General features: G+C 55.1%; 18 protein-coding genes, 4 tRNA genes and 1 rRNA gene. 12 read left to right on the forward strand and 11 right to left on the reverse strand.

Annotation, left to right across the window (positions count from 1 at the left end):
• Positions 1-283, reverse strand: a 16S ribosomal RNA gene (locus HMPREF1147_RS06520); the annotation flags it as partial.
• 291 nt (positions 284-574) lie between these two features.
• Here HMPREF1147_RS06520 and HMPREF1147_RS06525 point away from each other — a divergent pair.
• Both HMPREF1147_RS06525 and HMPREF1147_RS06530 read left to right on the forward strand, forming a co-directional pair.
• Positions 575-1,300: a thiamine diphosphokinase gene (locus HMPREF1147_RS06525; RefSeq protein ID WP_009658217.1), complete on the forward strand. Its 726-nt coding sequence runs from the start codon at positions 575-577 to the stop codon at positions 1,298-1,300.
• Between the two features lie 18 nt (positions 1,301-1,318).
• Positions 1,319-2,101 carry a tRNA 2-thiocytidine biosynthesis TtcA family protein gene (locus HMPREF1147_RS06530; protein WP_009658242.1) on the forward strand — a complete coding sequence of 261 codons (783 nt, stop codon included), beginning with the start codon at positions 1,319-1,321 and terminating at the stop codon, positions 2,099-2,101.
• Between the two features lie 230 nt (positions 2,102-2,331).
• On the opposite strand, the gene HMPREF1147_RS06535 is transcribed toward HMPREF1147_RS06530, so the two are convergent.
• From HMPREF1147_RS06535 to HMPREF1147_RS06565, 7 genes are all read right to left on the reverse strand, one after another.
• The gene (locus HMPREF1147_RS06535; protein WP_037351269.1) at positions 2,332-3,837 is read right to left on the reverse strand and encodes an IMP dehydrogenase; all 1,506 of its coding nucleotides are present in this window, start codon (positions 3,835-3,837) and stop codon (positions 2,332-2,334) included.
• A 194-nt stretch (positions 3,838-4,031) separates the two neighbouring features.
• Positions 4,032-4,118, reverse strand: a tRNA-Leu gene (locus HMPREF1147_RS06540).
• 52 nt (positions 4,119-4,170) lie between these two features.
• Positions 4,171-4,572 carry a (deoxy)nucleoside triphosphate pyrophosphohydrolase gene (locus HMPREF1147_RS06545; RefSeq protein ID WP_009658265.1) on the reverse strand — a complete coding sequence of 134 codons (402 nt, stop codon included), beginning with the start codon at positions 4,570-4,572 and terminating at the stop codon, positions 4,171-4,173.
• 3 nt (positions 4,573-4,575) lie between these two features.
• Positions 4,576-5,556: an NAD(P)H-dependent glycerol-3-phosphate dehydrogenase gene (locus HMPREF1147_RS06550; protein ID WP_009658245.1), complete on the reverse strand. Its 981-nt coding sequence runs from the start codon at positions 5,554-5,556 to the stop codon at positions 4,576-4,578.
• Positions 5,553-6,290: a ThiF family adenylyltransferase gene (locus HMPREF1147_RS06555; protein WP_009658249.1), complete on the reverse strand. Its 738-nt coding sequence runs from the start codon at positions 6,288-6,290 to the stop codon at positions 5,553-5,555. The genes HMPREF1147_RS06550 and HMPREF1147_RS06555 overlap by 4 nt, the downstream gene beginning before the upstream one ends.
• Before the next feature lie 95 nt (positions 6,291-6,385).
• On the reverse strand, positions 6,386-6,802 hold the full coding sequence (locus HMPREF1147_RS06560) for a universal stress protein (protein ID WP_009349119.1): 417 nt from the start codon (positions 6,800-6,802) through the stop codon (positions 6,386-6,388).
• Positions 6,803-6,851: 49 nt separating this feature from the next.
• Complete coding sequence (locus HMPREF1147_RS06565) at positions 6,852-7,298, reverse strand: universal stress protein (RefSeq protein WP_009658214.1); 447 nt, start codon at positions 7,296-7,298, stop codon at positions 6,852-6,854.
• Between the two features lie 147 nt (positions 7,299-7,445).
• On the opposite strand from HMPREF1147_RS06565, the gene ilvA reads away from it, so the two are divergent.
• The 5 genes from ilvA to HMPREF1147_RS06590 all read left to right on the forward strand — a co-directional run bounded on the left by ilvA (position 7,446) and on the right by HMPREF1147_RS06590 (position 10,033).
• Entirely contained in the window at positions 7,446-8,699 is a 1,254-nt protein-coding gene (gene ilvA, locus HMPREF1147_RS06570) for a threonine ammonia-lyase (RefSeq protein ID WP_009658261.1), read from the forward strand.
• Between the two features lie 20 nt (positions 8,700-8,719).
• Positions 8,720-9,034 carry a helix-turn-helix transcriptional regulator gene (locus tag HMPREF1147_RS06575; protein ID WP_009349122.1) on the forward strand — a complete coding sequence of 105 codons (315 nt, stop codon included), beginning with the start codon at positions 8,720-8,722 and terminating at the stop codon, positions 9,032-9,034.
• A 36-nt stretch (positions 9,035-9,070) separates the two neighbouring features.
• On the forward strand, positions 9,071-9,811 hold the full coding sequence (locus HMPREF1147_RS06580; RefSeq protein ID WP_009349123.1) for a C40 family peptidase: 741 nt from the start codon (positions 9,071-9,073) through the stop codon (positions 9,809-9,811).
• A 66-nt stretch (positions 9,812-9,877) separates the two neighbouring features.
• A tRNA-Pro gene (locus HMPREF1147_RS06585) sits at positions 9,878-9,954 on the forward strand.
• A gap of 2 nt (positions 9,955-9,956) precedes the next feature.
• A tRNA-Arg gene (locus HMPREF1147_RS06590) sits at positions 9,957-10,033 on the forward strand.
• A 103-nt stretch (positions 10,034-10,136) separates the two neighbouring features.
• Here HMPREF1147_RS06590 and HMPREF1147_RS06595 read toward each other — a convergent pair.
• Positions 10,137-10,212, reverse strand: a tRNA-Ala gene (locus HMPREF1147_RS06595).
• A gap of 82 nt (positions 10,213-10,294) precedes the next feature.
• On the reverse strand, positions 10,295-11,305 hold the full coding sequence (gene rfbB / locus HMPREF1147_RS06600; protein WP_009658239.1) for a dTDP-glucose 4,6-dehydratase: 1,011 nt from the start codon (positions 11,303-11,305) through the stop codon (positions 10,295-10,297).
• Positions 11,306-11,443: 138 nt separating this feature from the next.
• On the opposite strand from rfbB, the gene HMPREF1147_RS06605 reads away from it, so the two are divergent.
• The 5 genes from HMPREF1147_RS06605 to HMPREF1147_RS06620 all read left to right on the forward strand — a co-directional run bounded on the left by HMPREF1147_RS06605 (position 11,444) and on the right by HMPREF1147_RS06620 (position 14,883).
• Complete coding sequence (locus HMPREF1147_RS06605) at positions 11,444-12,958, forward strand: type VI secretion protein ImpB (RefSeq protein ID WP_009658236.1); 1,515 nt, start codon at positions 11,444-11,446, stop codon at positions 12,956-12,958.
• Positions 12,959-13,060: 102 nt separating this feature from the next.
• Positions 13,061-13,195: a hypothetical protein gene (locus HMPREF1147_RS12415; protein WP_009349126.1), complete on the forward strand. Its 135-nt coding sequence runs from the start codon at positions 13,061-13,063 to the stop codon at positions 13,193-13,195.
• Between the two features lie 94 nt (positions 13,196-13,289).
• Positions 13,290-13,850, forward strand: a complete 561-nt coding sequence (locus tag HMPREF1147_RS06610) for a DNA-3-methyladenine glycosylase I (RefSeq protein ID WP_009371999.1) — start codon at positions 13,290-13,292, stop codon at positions 13,848-13,850.
• Positions 13,829-14,554: an AzlC family ABC transporter permease gene (locus HMPREF1147_RS06615; RefSeq protein ID WP_009372000.1), complete on the forward strand. Its 726-nt coding sequence runs from the start codon at positions 13,829-13,831 to the stop codon at positions 14,552-14,554. Before HMPREF1147_RS06610 ends, HMPREF1147_RS06615 begins: the two co-directional genes overlap by 22 nt.
• Positions 14,551-14,883, forward strand: a complete 333-nt coding sequence (locus HMPREF1147_RS06620; RefSeq protein ID WP_009658262.1) for a branched-chain amino acid transporter permease — start codon at positions 14,551-14,553, stop codon at positions 14,881-14,883. Before HMPREF1147_RS06615 ends, HMPREF1147_RS06620 begins: the two co-directional genes overlap by 4 nt.
• An 85-nt stretch (positions 14,884-14,968) precedes the next feature.
• Here the strand turns inward: HMPREF1147_RS06620 and HMPREF1147_RS06625 are convergent, their stop codons facing one another.
• Positions 14,969-18,160 (reverse strand): efflux RND transporter permease subunit, encoded by a 3,192-nt coding sequence (locus HMPREF1147_RS06625; protein ID WP_009372002.1) that lies wholly within the window; start codon positions 18,158-18,160, stop codon positions 14,969-14,971.
• Positions 18,161-18,172 lie beyond the last annotated feature (12 nt).

Raw genomic sequence — 18,172 nt, forward strand, 5'->3', positions numbered from 1 at the left:
CGTTACCTTACCTACTAGCTAATCAGACGCAGACCCATCGATCAGTGATAGCTTATATATAGAGGCCATCTTTCATATAGGGGGAGATGCCTCCCCTACACGCCATTCGGTATTAGCATTCCTTTCGGAATGTTGTCCCCATCTGATCGGCAGGTTGTCTACGTGTTACTCACCCGTTTGCCACTAAGCTCATAAAAGCAAGCTTTCATTCGCTCCGTTCGACTTGCATGTGTTAAGCACGCCGCCAGCGTTCGTCCTGAGCCAGGATCAAACTCTCCGTAAAAGAAGAGCCTCACTCGACTCATTAATGTCATTCTGTAAAAGAATTGTTTCTCGTTGACCATTTTATCAACGATGTTGCATCTGGCTTCGGTTAGATTATCTCTAACCTCTCTGCATTGTGTAGTTTTCAGGGTACATCTTGCGCGCCTCGAGAGCCTCTAGCCTTCATCAGCGCGACTGTCATAATATAACACAACGGCTTTTCTTCGTCAAGCCCCTTTTTGATAATTTTCATTGTTTATGTCAAAAATCTTATGCTATAATTCATAATATATAGAAAGGAGCAGCGTCTATGCATACGCTTTCTCTTTCCGGAATACATGTCACTCTTCCCTGTGCTGCTGCAGAACTACTGATTTGTATAGGGGGCGGACGTGCTCCCTCTCCGACATGGTTCACAGATCTTCTATCCGAAATGGAAAAGCCCGGCATTACATCTCATATTTTGGCAATTGACAAAGGTGTCAATCTGTGTCGTGCAGTCTCAAGGCCTCCCTCCCTACTGATTGGTGACGGAGACAGCGCTTCTCCAGAAGCATGGGCTTGGGCGGTCGAACACGGAGCAGAAGTATATCGCTTCCCTGTAGAAAAAGACGATTCGGATACGGCTCTTTCTCTCCGGATTGCGGCACAGCATTTCACGCGCCCACTGATCATTTTGACGGCGGCGTTTGGCGGTCGTTTGGATCATCTCTTCAGTACTGCTGCGATCTGCGCGCACGCGCCCGTTCCGTGCATTTTGATTGATGAAAAGGAAACGCTCCTCTATTTACACGGCGGTGAATCGATTTCTATCGCATGTGACGAGATGCCGCGCGCCATTTCCTTGCTCCCTTTCACGGAGGAATGTGCGGGGGTAACGACACAGGGGCTGCATTGGGAGCTAACGGGCACAGTGATCTCCGCACGTGCATCAACAACCATCAGCAATATCATTTCTCCGAAGAATACGGCACGGCGCTTCTCCATTCATTTAGAACGCGGCATTCTCGGCGTCTATCTCTGCTGGCAGGAATAGGTGGGAGTTTTAGAATTCATGAATATCAATATACCGCAGTCTTATTTCAGCAAACTCATGCGCGCGGTGGTCGAGTTCGAACTCATCGAGGACGGCGACCGCATTCTCATTGGTGTTTCGGGCGGCAAGGACAGCATCTTCCTAACCTATGCGCTCGCTATTCTGCGCGAGCGGTTAAAAAAAGATTTCTCCATCGCGGCATTTACGGTAAACCCGCAGTTCGACGAGCCGTTCGATACGGATGCCATCGCCGCGTTCTGCAAAAGCCTTGACGTCTCCTATGAGGTTGTAGATGTGGACATTGCGGGAACGATAGCGGCACAGGACGATAAAAGCCCCTGTTTCACCTGTGCATTCTTCCGACGCGGCACCGTGAACCGCTACGCTGCGGAGCATAATATGAACAAGGTGGCATACGCGCACCATCATGATGACGCAGTGGAGACATTTTTAATGAGCCTCTTCTATTCGGGGCAGCTCAACACATTCCGTCCAAAGACCTATCTGGAGCGGACAAATCTGACGGTTATTCGTCCGCTCGTCTACTTCCGCGAGCAGGAACTCATCGACGCGATACGATATCATGGGTTCACACCGCTGCCGTCCCCCTGCCCGCATAACGGCAATACGACGCGTCAAACAGTGAAGGAGCTCATCGCGAGACTCGGCATGGAAAATCCGTTGCTCTACGATCACCTCTCTGCCGGAATGCGCGAGGGCGCGCTCGGCGAACTATGGCCGGCGACCAAGACACGCAAGGAGATGGAGAAAACCTATCGTACATTTATGCAAAGGGCATAGAAAAATCCGGTATTCGATGTAAATATAAGTTACGTCGAATACCGGATTTTTCGCAGCAACACAGCTATGCGCCAAAATCGCGCCTTATACCGCAACCTGAGTGACGCGGAAGTTTGGATGCAGCGCAAGGAACAAGAAAAATACAAGGGAAGGCGTAGATGAAACCTACGTCGACCGCAGGATTTTTCGCAGTGACACAGCGATGCGCCAAAATCGCGTGTCACGCCTTCTTAGTCGCGACCGAGCTTGTCGCGCAATATCACATCATGCGCCCCGCCCTCGACAATACTGGTCGAGGAGACAAGCGTCAACTTTGCCTTGTCACGGAACTCCGGGAGTGAGAGTGCACCGCAGTTGCACATGGTTGAGCGAATCTTCGAAAGCGTTGTCTCGACGTTTTCCTTCAGGGGTCCTGCATAAGGCACATACGAATCCACGCCCTCTTCAAAGGAAAGTTTTTTACTGCCGCCGAGGTCATAGCGCTGCCAGTTGCGCGCACGGTTCGACCCTTCGCCCCAATATTCCTTATAATAGGTACCGTTCACCATGACGCGATCTGTCGGACTCTCATCGAACCGGGAGAAGTAGCGCCCGAGCATCAGGAAATCTGCCCCCATCGCGAGCGCGAGCGTCATATGATAATCGTAAACAATGCCGCCGTCGGAACAGATGGGAATGTAGACGCCCGTTTCCTTATAATATTTATCGCGCTCCGCACAAACGTCAATGAGCGCCGTCGCCTGCCCGCGCCCGATGCCCTTTGTCTCGCGCGTGATGCAGATAGAACCGCCGCCGATACCGACCTTGATAAAGTCTGCGCCTGCATTTGCAAGGAAGCGGAATCCCTCCCCGTCTACAACGTTGCCCGCGCCAACCTTTACCGCGTCGCCAAATTCCTCACGAATATGCTGTATCGTGAGCCGCTGCCACTCGGAAAAGCCCTCGGAGGAATCGATGCAGAGGACGTCCACGCCCGCCGCTATAAGTACAGGCACGCGTTCGGCATAATCGCGCGTATTGATGCCCGCACCGACAATATAGCTCTTGTTGTCGTCCGTCAGCTCGAGATCGTTTTCCTTATTATCCGTATAGTCTTTGCGGAACACCATATAGCGAAGACGTTGATTTTTATCTACGAGCGGGAGCATATTGAGCTTATGATCCCAAATGAGATCGTTCGCATGTGTCAGCGTCGTGGAATCTGCATCCGCCCAAACGAGTTTTTCGAACGGCGTCATAAATGTAGCGACCTTCGTATCGAGCGACATGCGCGATACGCGATAATCGCGGCTCGTCACAATTCCGACAAGTTTCCCGTTGGCGGAACCGTCCTCGGTTACTGCCATCGTCGAATGCCCTGTCTTTGCGAGCAGATCGAGCACGCCGCCGAGCGTCGTCTCCGGGCTGATATTCGAATCGCTGCTGACAAACCCGGATTTATAATTTTTTACACGGGAAACCATCGCCGCTTCCTCTGCGATACTCTGCGATCCATAAATGAATGAAATGCCGCCCTGTTTAGCAAGTGCAATTGCCATTGTATCGTTCGAAACGGCCTGCATGATTGCAGATGTGAGCGGAATATTCATTGAAAGCGCCGGCTCTTCATCTCGGTGAAATTTGACGAGCGGCGTGCGCAGAGAAACATTCGCCGGAAAGCATTCTGCCGAGGAGTATCCCGGAATGAGCAAATACTCTCCAAATGTGTGGGATGGCTCCGTGTAATAATGTGCCAACTTGACCCTTCCTTTCTGTTTCTTCATCAAATTTTTCTGTCAAATATACACGTTTCCGACGTATGTGTCAACCCGTCGCCGCTGAATATTACCCGTGATATACGTATAGTTTCAAGTGTTTTGACTTGCTGTAAAAAAATCCCTAAGAGCTCTGCGCTGCTCTTAGGGAGATTACCCCGTAGGGATATTTGCTGTGGTGCCGAAGGCCGGGGTCGAACCGGCACGTTGTTGCCAACGGCAGATTTTGAGTCTGCTGCGTCTGCCAATTCCGCCACTTCGGCGCGTGGAGCCTGTCGGCTCGCTGTGTATTATAGCATTGCAAAGGGAGCATTGTCAACGCAGATATGCTTCAAGCCGGCGGATGAGTTCCGCATCCGCTTCAAACCATCGCACCGTATAAAGATCCTGCAGCCCAAGCCATCGTCCCTCCGAGTGTACCCGCAGCTCCGGCTCGCCGGATACATGGCGGCAGATATAGAGGCGCATATTCATGTGGAACTTCGGATAGTCGTGATCCAGTGTGCCGAGCAGCTCCTCCACAGTAACCTCAATGCCGAGTTCCTCACGAATCTCTCTGATAAGCGCCGCTTCGTCTGTCTCGCCCGGCTCCACCTTGCCGCCCGTGAACTCCCACGTCCCCGCGTAGTCACCGTAACTGCGGCAGGCGCCGTACACCCTTCCTCCGCGCAGGATCGCGCCGGCAACGACATCGATATGTTTTCGTATTTCGCTCATATCCTAATCCTTCTCCCCCTTGGTCGCGCGGAGGAACAGCCGTGTCAGCTGCTCCCGCGGATCGGCACCGCGTACGACAATCTCATAGACGGTCTCGGAGATGGGCAAATCAACGCCGTATTTCTGCGAGAGCGCCATGAGAGCCTCCGACGTATAGACCCCCTCGGCAATTTTATGAAACTCATCCGCCGTGCCGCGTACCACCGCTTCGCCATAGCGGCGGTTGTTGCTGTGCGGCGAAAACAGCGTTGCCTCATAGTCGCCGAGATGCGAAAGTCCGTAGATGGTCTCACCGTCGCCGCCCATCGCCTGCACGAGCCGATAGAGCTCTCGCGTGCCGCGCGCCATGAGCGCGCCCTTGAGGCTGCCATAAGACAACCCGTCCAGCATCCCTGCGGCAAGGCCAACGACGTTCTTTGCCGCCGCACCAACCTCCGTACCGAGCAGATCCTCTCCATAATAGAAACGAATCAAGGGGCTTGAAAGTTCCTCAACAAGCGCGCGCAGCTCCTCGCGTTCCTCCCCCGCAATCACCATACAGTTTGGAATCTCGCGTACAAAATCCTGAACATGCCCGGGTCCCACCCATACGAGGGGACGCACCGTATCGCCAAGCTCCTCATGCACCACTGTTGTCAGCCGCTTTCCTGTGCCGATCTCGATCCCCTTCATGCAGAGGATCACCTGCTTTCCTGTGAGCAGACCGGTCATTCCCGCAGCATTGAGATCACGCAGGAAGCTGCGCAGCGCCTGTGCATGAATCGAGATGATCACTGTATCCGCAAATCGAAGCGCCGCCGCAAGATCATCCGTGAGCCGCACCGCCTCGGGCATCGTCAGGAACTCGTTCCGCCGCGACGCATAGAGCTGCGCGAGATGCGGCGAGCCTTCCCGTCCCCACAGCATGACCTCATGTCCGATCCGATGTGCATACCACGCATGAAAGGAGCCCCAACGCCCGCATCCAAGTACAGAAATCTTCATGCCGATACCTCCACATGAATCCCCAACAGATCACGAATGACTTCGCCCGCCATAATCATCCCCACGACTGGCGGAACAAAAGAGACGCTCCCCGGCACACTGTTCCTGCCGGGAGCAGGGGGCTCTTTTCCGCCGGTCGGATGCTGCGGACGTTCGAGCGAGCAGACGACCTTGAGATGCGGCACGTTATACTCCTTAAGTTTTTTCCGCATCACACGCGCGAGCGGATCCACCTTCGTCTCGTAGATGTCCAATACCTCGAACAGTGTCGGATCGAGTTTGTTCGCCGCCCCCATGCTCGAGATGATCGGTATGCCGCGTGCGCAGCACCGGCGCGCCAGATCAATCTTTGCCGACACCGTATCCACCGCATCCACGACATAATCATAACGCTGCGCAAAAAAATCATCCGCATTCTCCGGCAGATAAAACGCCTGCATCCCTGTCACCTTGCAGTGCGGGTTGATACCGTGAATGCGCGCCGTCATTGCTTCGACCTTCGGCATCCCAATGGTATCCGTACATGCGTGGATCTGCCGGTTGATATTCGTCACATCGACGCAGTCGTTGTCAACGAGTGTCAAATGCCCAACACTCGCACGGGCAAGAGCCTCGGCGGTAAACGAACCGACGCCGCCAATACCAAACACAGCGACGGAGGCGCCCGCAAGCCGCGCCATACCGGCCACGCCGAGCAACATCTCAGTCCGCATAAAGCGGCTGCGCACATCCATAGACCTCTGCCTTTCTCTCCTAAAATCTCGGCATACACGACAAAGGGAGCTGCCGCGAACATACGCCGCAGCAGCCCCACAGAAATTTACAAAATTTACTTAACCACGAGCACAGGGCATTTTGCCTGTTCTACAACGTACTGACTGACGCTGCCGAGGAGTACGCCCTTGACAACACCAAGCCCGCGGCTGCCCATGACGATGAGGTCGATGTTGTTCGACTCCGCAAAGTCGAGGACAACGACCGCCGGCGAACCGGTATCCGAGAACGACTCCTTCTCGACGCCCTCCGGCACCATCTCCATCGCGCGCTCAAGAATCACATTCCCCGCTTTCGTTACGGAGTCCAAAATCGCATCCGAAAGCACCGCGTTGATGGCGAGCTGATTAATATTTGCAACGTAGAGGAAGTTTACCTTCGCATTGCAGAGCTTTGCCAGCATGACCGCCTTTTCAATGGCGCGGTCAGCGCCTTCCGAACCGTCCACCGGCACCAAAATATTCTTCATCATGGCAGTTCCTCCTTTTCCTCAAAGAACCTAAACCACTCTATCGCAAAACTCACGCCCGCCCCGCCACCAAGATACGCGTATGTGCACGTTCGAGGACTGCCTGCGAAACGCTCCCGAGCAGAATACCGCTCACGCGCGAAGTTTTTCTCCCGCCGATGGCAATCAGTGCGCTCTTCTCCTCATCGGCAAAGCGCAGAATCTCTTCAACAGTACTCCCGACACGCAGGAAGCTGCTATACGCGACACCTGCGGGCAAAACCGCCGCCGCTGCGGAGAAAATCTCCTGCGCACGTGCCGATGCAGAAGCAGTCACCGTCTCCGGGAGCCATGATGCCGCACCGTCGTCCGTGCGCTCGTCAAAGGGCGTGACGTAGAGGAAGTCTATCGTGCTGCCCGTCACGCGGGCAATTTCCCCTGCGCTTTGCGCTGCGCGAAGCGCTCCCTCCGAGCCGTCGACAGGAACGAGAATCCGTGCATACAGCAAACAAGCGTCCATCACGTCCCCCTTCCTGTTATAGTATTTATTCTTGAAAATGCGTCGAAATCCTTCTTTATTCTGACTGCTTTTGTGCAAAAATATTTGACGTTCCACGGCGAAAATGATAGACTGACCTAAATAAAGAGCAGGTAATATGGAGGCAGCATGCACATGGGAGACGATCAAACACAACCAGAACAAGAGGTCATCGTTTCATCGACAGGGATTGCGAGCATCTATGCCGCCGCAAAACAGCTCGAGGGCATTGTGCGAAAGACCCCGCTCATATACAGCGAGTACTTCTCCGATCTCTCCGGCAACGCCGCCTATCTCAAACTCGAAAACCTCCAGATCACCGGTGCATTCAAACTGCGCGGCGCTTACAACCGCATCAGCATGCTCACCGAGGAGGAGCGGAGTCGCGGCGTCATCACCGCCTCGGCGGGCAATCATGCGCAGGGAGTCGCCTATGCCGCACAAAAACTCGGTGTTGCCGCCGTCATCTGTATGCCTGCCACGACACCGATTCTAAAGGTCGAGGCGACCCGCGCACTAGGTGCGACGGTTATTCTGCACGGCAACGGCTTTGACGACGCCTACGCGCACAGTCTATCGCTCCAAAAGGAGAAAGGTTTCGTCTACATCCACCCGTTCAACGACCGCGATGTCATTGTTGGTCAAGGCACGATCGCACTCGAGATCATCGACGCACTCAAGGACGTGGATGCAATTCTCGTCCCTGTCGGCGGCGGCGGTCTTGTCTCAGGCGTAGCCCTTGGAACAAAGCTCGTCAACCCGCATGTGAAGATCATCGGCGTCGAGCCGGAAAACGCCGCCTGCATGAAGGCGGCGCTCTCCGGAGGAAAGCTCATCACGCTCCCCTCCGCCGATACCGTTGCCGACGGCTGCGCTGTCAAGACGGCGGGCACGCTCACATTCGAGTTCTGTCGCCGTTATCTTGATGAGATCATCACCGTCTCCGAGATGGAGATCATGAGTGCCCTGCTCTCCCTCATTGAGAAGCACAAACTCATCGCCGAAGGCGCTGGCGTACTCCCCCTCGCCGCACTGCCAAAACTCAACATACGCGGCAAGAAGATCGCCGTTCTCGTCAGCGGCGGCAACATAGACATCTCAACGATTTCCGCACTCATCTCCAAGGCACTCATCTCGCGCGGACGCGTCTTCCGCTTCGCCGTGCAGCTCCCGGACAAGCCCGGTCAGCTGCTCAACGTCGCACAGATCCTCACCGATTTGGACGCGAATGTCATTCGTCTCGACCACGATCAGAGCATGGTCACGGACAGCTTCAAAAAAGTGCAGCTCACCGTTACCGTCGAGGCGCATGGTCAGGAACACATCAACCGCATCGTTCGTGCTCTCGCAGAGAACGGATTTGAGATTAACAAGATTTATTGATAAGAAAGGACTCCGGAAGAATGACTTCTGCCGCCCCTCTGAAATGCATTGACCAAGACACCGCACAGCATCTCGCCGACCTCTTTAAGACGCTCGGCGATCCCACACGCATCAAAATCATTTCATTGCTCGCTGCAGAGCAGGAACTGCGCGTCTATGACATCGCCGACGGTCTCGGCATGGGACAATCCGCGATCTCACATCAGCTGCGCGTCCTGCGCAACGCACGCCTCGTCAAGTTCCGCCGCGACGGCAAGGAAGTTCTCTACTCCGTAGACGACGAGCATGTGCTCAGCTTCCTGAGTCAAGGACTCGAACACGTCCGGCACGGATAACAAACTTCCGCATTGATACGGAAAGGAAGAACCGTCATGAAACGCCTCGCAAAACTCCTCATCGGCACCGGTATTGCATTCTCACTCGCAGCCGGCACGGCATCCGCGTCGCCGACGCTCCGGGAAGGCTCGCACGGACACGAAGTACTCGTCCTCCAGCAAGCGCTCCAAAACGCAGGCTATAAGATCAAAAATGCCAACGGCGTCTTTGATAAAGATACCGAACGCGCCGTTGCCGAATTCCAGCGTGACAGCAAAATAAAAATCACGGGCGTCGTCAACAACGCAACATGGCGTGCACTCAAGGATGCACCTGCCACGCGCCCGTGGGGCGTCGACGTTCCGCCGCCGGCAAAGCAGGATACCCTGCCTCTTGCACCGAACGGCAAGCCCATCCTCCCCGCGAGCAAAGTCTCTAGCATCATTAAAACGGCGAAGGCATATATGGGGACGCCCTATGTATTCGGCGGTGCAACACCAAAGGGATTCGACTGCTCCGGCTACCTCCAGTACGTCTTTCAAAAGCAGGGCATCGCCATCCCCCGTACAGCGGATGAGCAGTATAAACTGGGACTTAGGACAAAGAGCGCAAAGGAGCTCGTCCCCGGTGACCTCGTCTTTTTCGAAACGTATGAAAAAGGTGCTTCCCACTGCGGCATCTATCTCGGCAAGGGCGAATTTATCCACGCCTCCACGAGCAAAGGCGTCCGCATCGACACTCTTTCGAACGACTACTGGAAACCGCGCTTCCTCGGCGGCAAGCATATTGTGAAATAGGACGCCTCTTCAAGTCGGCTCTCTGTATTGACTTTTCCCGTATCGCTCATTATAATAGTGCGGTATCGGGATGTAGCGCAGTTTGGCAGCGCGCTTGCTTTGGGAGCAAGATGTCGCAGGTTCGAATCCTGTCATCCCGACCAGCGCGTCCGTAGCTCAGTTGGATAGAGCAACGGCCTTCTAAGCCGTGGGTCGAGGGTTCGAATCCCCCCGGATGCACCATTGATATGAATCCGTATCGCTTTGAGAAGCGATGCGGTTTTTATTTTACCAAAAGCAAACAAAAAAGATGCGAGATTTCTCTCACATCCTCTAGCATCCGATATGGTGGAGACAAGGGGGATCGAACCCCTGACCTCTTGCATGCCATGCAAGCGCTCTCCCAGCTGAGCTATGCCCCCGCGCCTAAGCACTGACAAATGGTAGTATAGCGAAAAGCCTACACAATGTCAATACTGAATTTTCGGTACAAAGAGCCTCGTCTTATCTCGCAGCCTCGTTGCGCAGCCGGTACGATCCGCTCACGATGTCTTTCCACCATTCCTGATGTTCCTCATACCAGCGAATCGTGCTGCGGATGCCATCCTCGAACGAGGTCTCCGGCTGCCAGCCGAGATCGCGCCCGATCTTCGCGGGATCAATGGCATAGCGGCGATCATGCCCCTTGCGATCCTCGACATAGGAGATGAGTTCCTCATTCTTCCCGAGGGTACGGAGGATCGTACGGACGACATTGATATTCGAGCGTTCATTGTGTCCGCCGACGTTGTAGACCTCTCCGGCTTTCCCACAGCGCACAATCCTGTCAATCGCGGCGCAGTGATCGTCCACATGAAGCCAGTCGCGCACATTGAGACCGTCGCCGTAGACGGGCAGCTTCTCCCCGCGCAGCGCGCGGATGATCATGAGTGGGATCAGTTTCTCCGGGAACTGGAACGCACCATAGTTGTTCGAGCAGCGAGAGATCGATACGGGTATGCCGTAGGTGCGTGCATATGCCTGCACGAGGAGATCCGCGCCCGCCTTTGAGGAGGAATACGGGCTCGATGTGTGCAGGGGTGTCTCCTCGGTAAAGAAGAGGTCAGGACGGTCGAGCGGCAGGTCACCGTAGACCTCGTCCGTCGAAACCTGATGATAGCGTTCGATGCCGTATTTGCGGCACACGTCGAGCAGGATGCTCGTGCCGATGATATTTGTCTGCAAAAATATCTCAGGATTCTCTATGGAGCGATCCACATGCGACTCGGCGGCAAAATTGATCACGACGTCCGGCTTTTCGCGTTCAAACAGCGCATACACCGCCGCGCGGTCGGCAATATCGCCGCACACAAAGGTAAAGTTCGGTGCCTTGCACGCCTCATCGAGGGTTGCGATATTCCCCGCGTAGGTCAGCGCATCATAGCAGACGATGCGATCCTCCGGATGTGTACGCAGCTCGTAGTAGATAAAATTCGCACCGATAAATCCGGCGCCGCCCGTGACGATGAGATTCATGAGATTTGCTCCTTTGGCGTTTATTCTATGAAAAATATTCGACAACAAGACCTTTTTCCCTTTTTCAGTACTTCGGATCAAAATGATTTACATTTTACAAACGCATGTGCTATACTATACAAAAAGGAGGAGCCCAATGTGCAGCAACATACCTATATCGCGATCGATCTCAAATCATTCTACGCTTCCGTCGAGTGTATTGAGCGCGGACTCAATCCCCTAACGACCAATCTCGTTGTCGCGGATGAAAGCCGTACGAGCAAAACCATCTGTCTCGCCGTCTCCCCCGCACTCAAGGCACACGGCATCGGAGGACGCCCGCGGCTCTTTGAAGTCATCCGGCAAATCGAACAAGTCAACCGGAGACGGCGTATCCGCGCCCCCCGCCGGGAACTCACGGGCGAAAGTACAGACGCAAAAGAGCTCGCAAATCATCCGTCCCTCGCCGTTTCCTACCATATTGCGCCGCCGCGCATGGCACTCTATATGGATTACAGTATGCGCATCTATGAGATTTATCTCCGGCGCATCGCCCCTGCCGACATTCATATCTATTCCATCGACGAAGTATTCATCGACGCAACGAGTTATCTGGACACAGAGGGCATCTCGGCACATGCGTTTACCATTCGTCTCATCCGTGATGTGCTCCGTGAAACCGGCATCACCGCCACGGCGGGCATCGGCACAAATCTCTATCTTGCCAAAATTGCCATGGATATTGTAGCGAAGCATATTCCGCCCGATGCGGACGGCGTACGCATCGCAGAACTCGACGCATTGGAGTACCGCCGCCGCCTTTGGGCACATACGCCGCTCACTGATTTTTGGCGCATCGGCAGAGGAACGGCCAAGAAGCTTGAAGCTCACGGTCTCTATACCATGGGCGACATCGCACGCTGTTCTCTCGGCAATCCGCGGGAACCGCTTAACGAAGACCTGCTCTACCGGCTCTTCGGCATTCAAGCCGAACTTCTCATCGACCATGCCTGGGGACATGAACCTGTCCGCATGGAGGACATCAAGAGCTATCGTCCGAAATCGCGCAGCACCCATATGGGACAAGTCCTTCAAAATCCGTACAATGCAGAGAAAGCACGCCTCATTGTCTGGGAAATGGCAGATGCGCTGTCTCTTGAGCTCGCAGAGAAGCACCTCACGACCGATCGCCTTGAACTGACTGTCGGCTATGACATCGAATGCTTGACACGTCCCGAAATCAGCACCGCATACCGGGGGCGTATCCGACTCGACCGCTATGGACGCCGTGTTCCCTGGCCGGCACACGGAAGAGCGCTCGTGGAGCGCGGTACTTCCACCCATACCATAATGGAGGCGCTCACTGCCCTCTACGACGAGATCATAAATCCGGCACTCCTCATTCGCCGTCTCAGTATCTCCGCACATCATCTTATGCGTACGGACGAGATTCCGCCAATCGAGCAGATTGACCTATTTTCCGCAGAAGAAACCGCACAGGCGTCACTCACAGAAGCGGAGAAAAAATCTCACGTGAAAAATCATGCCCTGCAGGAAGCCATTGTCGCTATCAAAAAGGTCTATGGAAAAAATGCCATTCTGCGCGGCGCGAATCTCCTTGAAGACGCTACCGCACGGCTGCGCAACAGCCAAATCGGCGGACATAAAGCATAACGCAGTAAAAGGAGCATACAGATGCAGCGACCCATACGCAGTATTTCCGACTATGCGGACATCATACGTTTACCACACCATGTCTCAAAGCGACATCCCCCCATGTCGCTCAGAGACCGTGCCGGACAGTTTGCCCCGTTTTCCGCACTAACAGGTCTCCACGCTGCGGCAGACCGTACCGCCGCACGCAGCGACGCCGCCTTTGATGAGCCTCAGGAACCGGACGATCCCTGTTGACAAGAGGTACAAATTTCTCTAGAATATAAGCATAACATCGACGAGCCGGAGCCCCGACAAGCACCGGCTTTTTCTTATCGAAGGAGGCGGGACAATGACGGTCGGGCGTAAGCAGCGGTGCCCTTGGGTGAGGTTAAACGATCCTATCTATATAAAATATCACGATGAGGAGTGGGGCGTTCCGCTCCACGACGACCGTGCGCTCTATGAGCTGCTGATTCTCGAGACGTTCCAAGCGGGGCTCTCATGGGCGACAATTCTAAGCAAGCGGGAGAATTTTCGCCGCGCGTACGAGGGATTCGTCCCCGAACGAGTCGCGGCGTTTGATGCGGCGAAGGTCAATACCTTGTTGCAGGATGCGGGCATTGTCCGCAATCGCCGCAAGATCGAGGCGAGCATCGTAAACAGCCGCATCTTCCTTGCGATCGCGGCGGAGTTCGGCAGTTTTGACCGCTATATTTGGGGCTTTACGGACGGCAAATCCATCCGCGAGAGCTGTATTCTGCGGACAACTTCTCCCCTCTCTGACACGATCTCAAAGGATCTCAAAAAACGCGGGATGAAATTCGTCGGCTCGACCTGCATCTATTCGACGCTCCAAGCGATCGGCGTGCTCGCCGCGCATACGGACGAATGCGATTGGAGCAAAACGTGAACACTAAGAGTACGCGGCTTGCTGCCCTGCGTGCCGCGTTCCCCTATACCGTTCCCATCTTCGCCGGATTTTGGTTTGTCGGCGTCGCGTACGGCGTCTATATGAATGCGTCGGGATTTTCGTTTTGGTATCCCCTCTTTATGAGCGCGCTGATCTTCGGCGGCTCGCTCGAGTTCATTGCCGTGGCGCTCCTCCTCAGTCCCTTTGCCCCGATGCAGACGTTCCTCCTCGCGCTCATGGTACAAGCGCGCCATATATTTTACGGGCTCTCCATGTTTGAAAAATACGGCGGTACGGGATGGAAGAAGCCCTATCTCATCTTCGGTATGTGCGACGAATCCTTTGCGGTCAATTATACGGCAAAGATCCCGCATGACGTCGATGCGGGCTGGTTTATGTTCTTCGTCACGCTGCTCAATCACGTTTACTGGGTGGCGGGCGCGGTCTTCGGCGGTCTCATCGGCGGCAGTCTGCCGTTTGATACGACAGGCATCAATTTTGTAATGACCGCGATGTTCGTGGTCATTTTCATTGAGCAGTGGATGAATGACACACAGCATTATACCGGTGTTTTGGGGCTTGCTGCGGCGGGTATCTGTCTTACGGTATTTGGCAGGGATGCTTTTATGATCCCCACGATGACGGTCATCCTAACGGTCTGCCTGATCGCGCGCCCCTATCTTGAGAGGAGGGCGGCGAAATGACCTTTTTCGAGCAAGGCATTACGATTGCGCTCTGTATTCTCGCTAGTGTTCTGACGCGCGCGCTTCCCTTCCTCTTTCTCACCGGCAATAAGCCTGCACCGCCGCTCGTGCGCTATCTCGGGAATGTGCTGCCCGCCGCCGTCTTCGGGATGCTCGTCGTCTACTGTCTCAAAGACACCTCATTCCTCCGCGCCGACCACGGTCTCCCCGAGCTCATCGGTATTGCCGTCACCGCGATTCTCCACATCCGCCTGCGGCAAATGCTGATCTCCATGGCGGGAGGAACAATCGTTTATATGCTCCTGGTTCAGCTGATATTCCCCCACTGATCTCATACGATTCATACGTGAAAAGGACGCCTGCGCAAACCGTGCAAGCGTCCTTTTTCCAACGGATCGTCGTTTGATTCAGTTTTTACATGTACTCATCTGCAGTCTTTATCTTTGGTTTCTTTCTGCCGCCAAGCATTCGCGCGATACGATCGACAACGACATAGAAGACCGGAATGAGGAAGATGCCGAGGGCGGTTGCGAAGAGCATACCGCCGACGACGGCGACGCCCATACCGTTGCGCGCAGCAGCGCCTGCGCCGGATGCGATAGCAAGCGGCAGACAGCCAATGATGAACGCAAATGACGTCATAAGGATCGGGCGAAGCCGCAGCCCCGCCGCTTGAATTGCAGCTTTCAGTGGATCCATGCCGCGATCCACACGAACCTTTGCAAATTCAACAATCAGGATTGCATTCTTTGCCGCAAGACCAATGACCATGATGACACCGATCTGCATATAAACGCTGTTCTGGAAGCCCGCGGCGGGTATCCCGATCATACCGAAGATGAACGCGAGCGCGTACTCAGAGAAGAGCGCCCCAAAGATGCCGGTCGGTACGGTGAGCAGGACAGCGAACGGTACGCTCCAGCTCTCATAGAGCGCTGCGAGCGCGAGAAATACGAATACGAGGGCAAGCGCGAGCACCTGCATGGTGGAATCCGCAGATTTCCGCTCTTCACGGCTCTGCCCCGACCATTCGATGTTGTAGCCCGAGGGGGCGTGTTTCTGCACGATCTCGGTGATGGCGTTCATCGCCTGACCGGAGCTATAGCCCTGCCCCGCGCTCCCCTGAATGGTGATCGAGCGCGCACCGTTAAATCTGCTGATCTGGGTCGGTCCCGTTGTGAGTGTGGGCTTTAGGAGCGTGTCGAGTGGAACCATGCCGCCTGAGGAGTTGCGGACAAAGACGAACTTTGCCGCCTCCGCCTCCGTGCGATAGGTGACGTCGGACTGGAGAACAACCTTGTAGGTGCGTCCAAATTGGTTGAAGTCGTTGACTTCATAGCCGCCGAAGTTGACTTGGAGTGCGGTGAATACATCGGTGAGCTCGACGCCAAGATTTTTGACCTTCTCACGGTCGATCTCGTACCGATAACTCGGCGCGTTGATCTTAAACGTCGTACGCACGCCCTGTAGCTCGGGACGCGTATTCGCCTCGGCGAGAATCCCGTTCACGAGATCGTTGAGTTCGAGATCTGTATGACCGGTCATATCCTGAAGTTCGAGCGACCAACCGCCAACGTTGCCGAGTCCCGGAAGCGCCGGCGGATTGATGGCGATGACGAGCGCTTCGGGCGCTTCCATCGCGCCGACGCGGAACATCTTATATACCGCTGCCGTGACAGACTGTGCAAAGCCCGGACGCTGCGACCAATCCTTCATGCCGACAAAGATGACGGCGCCGTTGGAGTTCGCGCCGCCCGCGAGGATGTCAAATCCGTTGATGGACATGACAGCACTCTGCCCATCAATCTCGCGCTGCGCCGCCTGCTGGATCTTGTCCACAACTTTTTGCGTTTGGTTCGTGGAGGTTCCCGAGGGGAGCTGAATCGCAATCATCATATAGCCCTGATCTTCTTCGGGAACAAAGGTGGACGGGAGATTCTTATAGATGAGCGCAGTCACGCCGCAGACGATCAGCAGGAACACAATGGCAATCCTCGATTTGCGGATCGAGTTTGTGACGATGCCGATATAGCCTTTGCGGGCACGGTTGAACCAATTGTTGAATCCATCGAAGAAGCGATCGAGGAATCCCTTTTTCGCATTTTCCTTCTTCGGCTTCAGCATGAGCGCGCAGAGCGCGGGTGTGAGTGTGAGTGCAACGAACGCGGAAAGCGCCATCGAGATGGCGATGGTGAGTGCAAACTGTTTATACAGGACGCCCATCATGCCGCCGAGGAATGCAACGGGGACAAAGACCGCCGCGAGGACGAACGCGATCGCGACGACAGGTCCCTGCACCTCCGCCATCGCGCGCTCGGTGGCGTCAATCGGCGAGAGTCCGCTTTCCATATGATGCTCGACGTTCTCAATGACGACGATCGCGTCATCGACGACGAGACCGATCGCAAGAACCATCGCAAACAGTGTCAGTGTGTTGATAGAGAAATCGAGCAGCACAAACGCGCCGAACGTTCCGATAAGAGACACCGGAACCGCGAGCAGAGGGATCACCGTCGCGCGCCAGCTTTGCAGGAACACGAAGATGACAAGAACGACGAGGAGCAACGCCTCGACAAAGGTATGCACAACTTCGCTAATGGAGGCGTTGATGTAGTCCGTACTGTCAAAGATAGACTTCATCTTGAGTCCGGGCGGGAAATTCGCCTCGGCATCATCCAAAATCTTGCGCACCTCGGCGATGGTCGTCATTGCGTTCGCATCGGAGGTGAGCTGAATGCCGAAACCGACGGCAGGATAGCCGTTAAATTTTGCGACAATATTGTTCTGCCGCTGTCCCGTCTCGATTCGCGCGACGTCCTTCAGACGAACGAAGGAGCCGTCCTTGCCCGAGGCGATGATAACGTTGCCAAATTCCTCAGGCGTCGTGAGTCGTCCCTGTACCTTGCCCGTGAACTGCTTTTCCTGACCGTTGACCGTCGGCATTCCGCCGACCGTGCCCGCGGGCGCCTGCACGTTCTGCTCGTTGATCGCCGCCGTGATGTCCGCGACGGTGAGTCCTAGCTCTGCGAGGCGATCCGGATTCAGCCAGACGCGCATGGCGTAATCCGCACCAAAGACCTGAACCTCGCCGACACCGTTGACGCGCTTGATGGCGTCGAGGAAGTAGAGCGTCGCATAGTTCTTCATAAACGCGCGGTCATAGCTGCCATCCTCGGAGTACAGCGAGACGAAGTACGCCATCTGCCCCGAGGATTTGCGCGTGGTCACGCCTGCGGACTGCACGGAGGACGGGAGACTGGCGTTTGCTCCCGCCGCGTTGTTCTGCACCTTCACGGCGTCCATGTCGCCGTCCGTGCCGACCTCAAAGGTCACGGAGAGACTATAGCGTCCAGTATCGTCGGACGTGGAGTCCATATAATCCATGCCCTGCGTTCCGTTGACCTGTTCCTCGATGACCTGCGCAACGGTTTCGTTGACAACGGCTGCGCTTGCCCCCGTATAAGACGCGGAGACCGCGACCGTCGGCGGCGAGATCTGCGGGTACTGCGCGATCGGCAGAGAAAATCCTGCAATCGTTCCGACAATGACGATCATCAACGCGATGACAATCGCAAAGATCGGACGATGAATGAAAAATTTTGCCAAAGGGTTTCCTCC

Origin of the sequence: Selenomonas sp. FOBRC9 (assembly GCF_000287655.1) — a bacterium.
GTDB lineage: Bacteria > Bacillota > Negativicutes > Selenomonadales > Selenomonadaceae > Centipeda > Centipeda artemidis.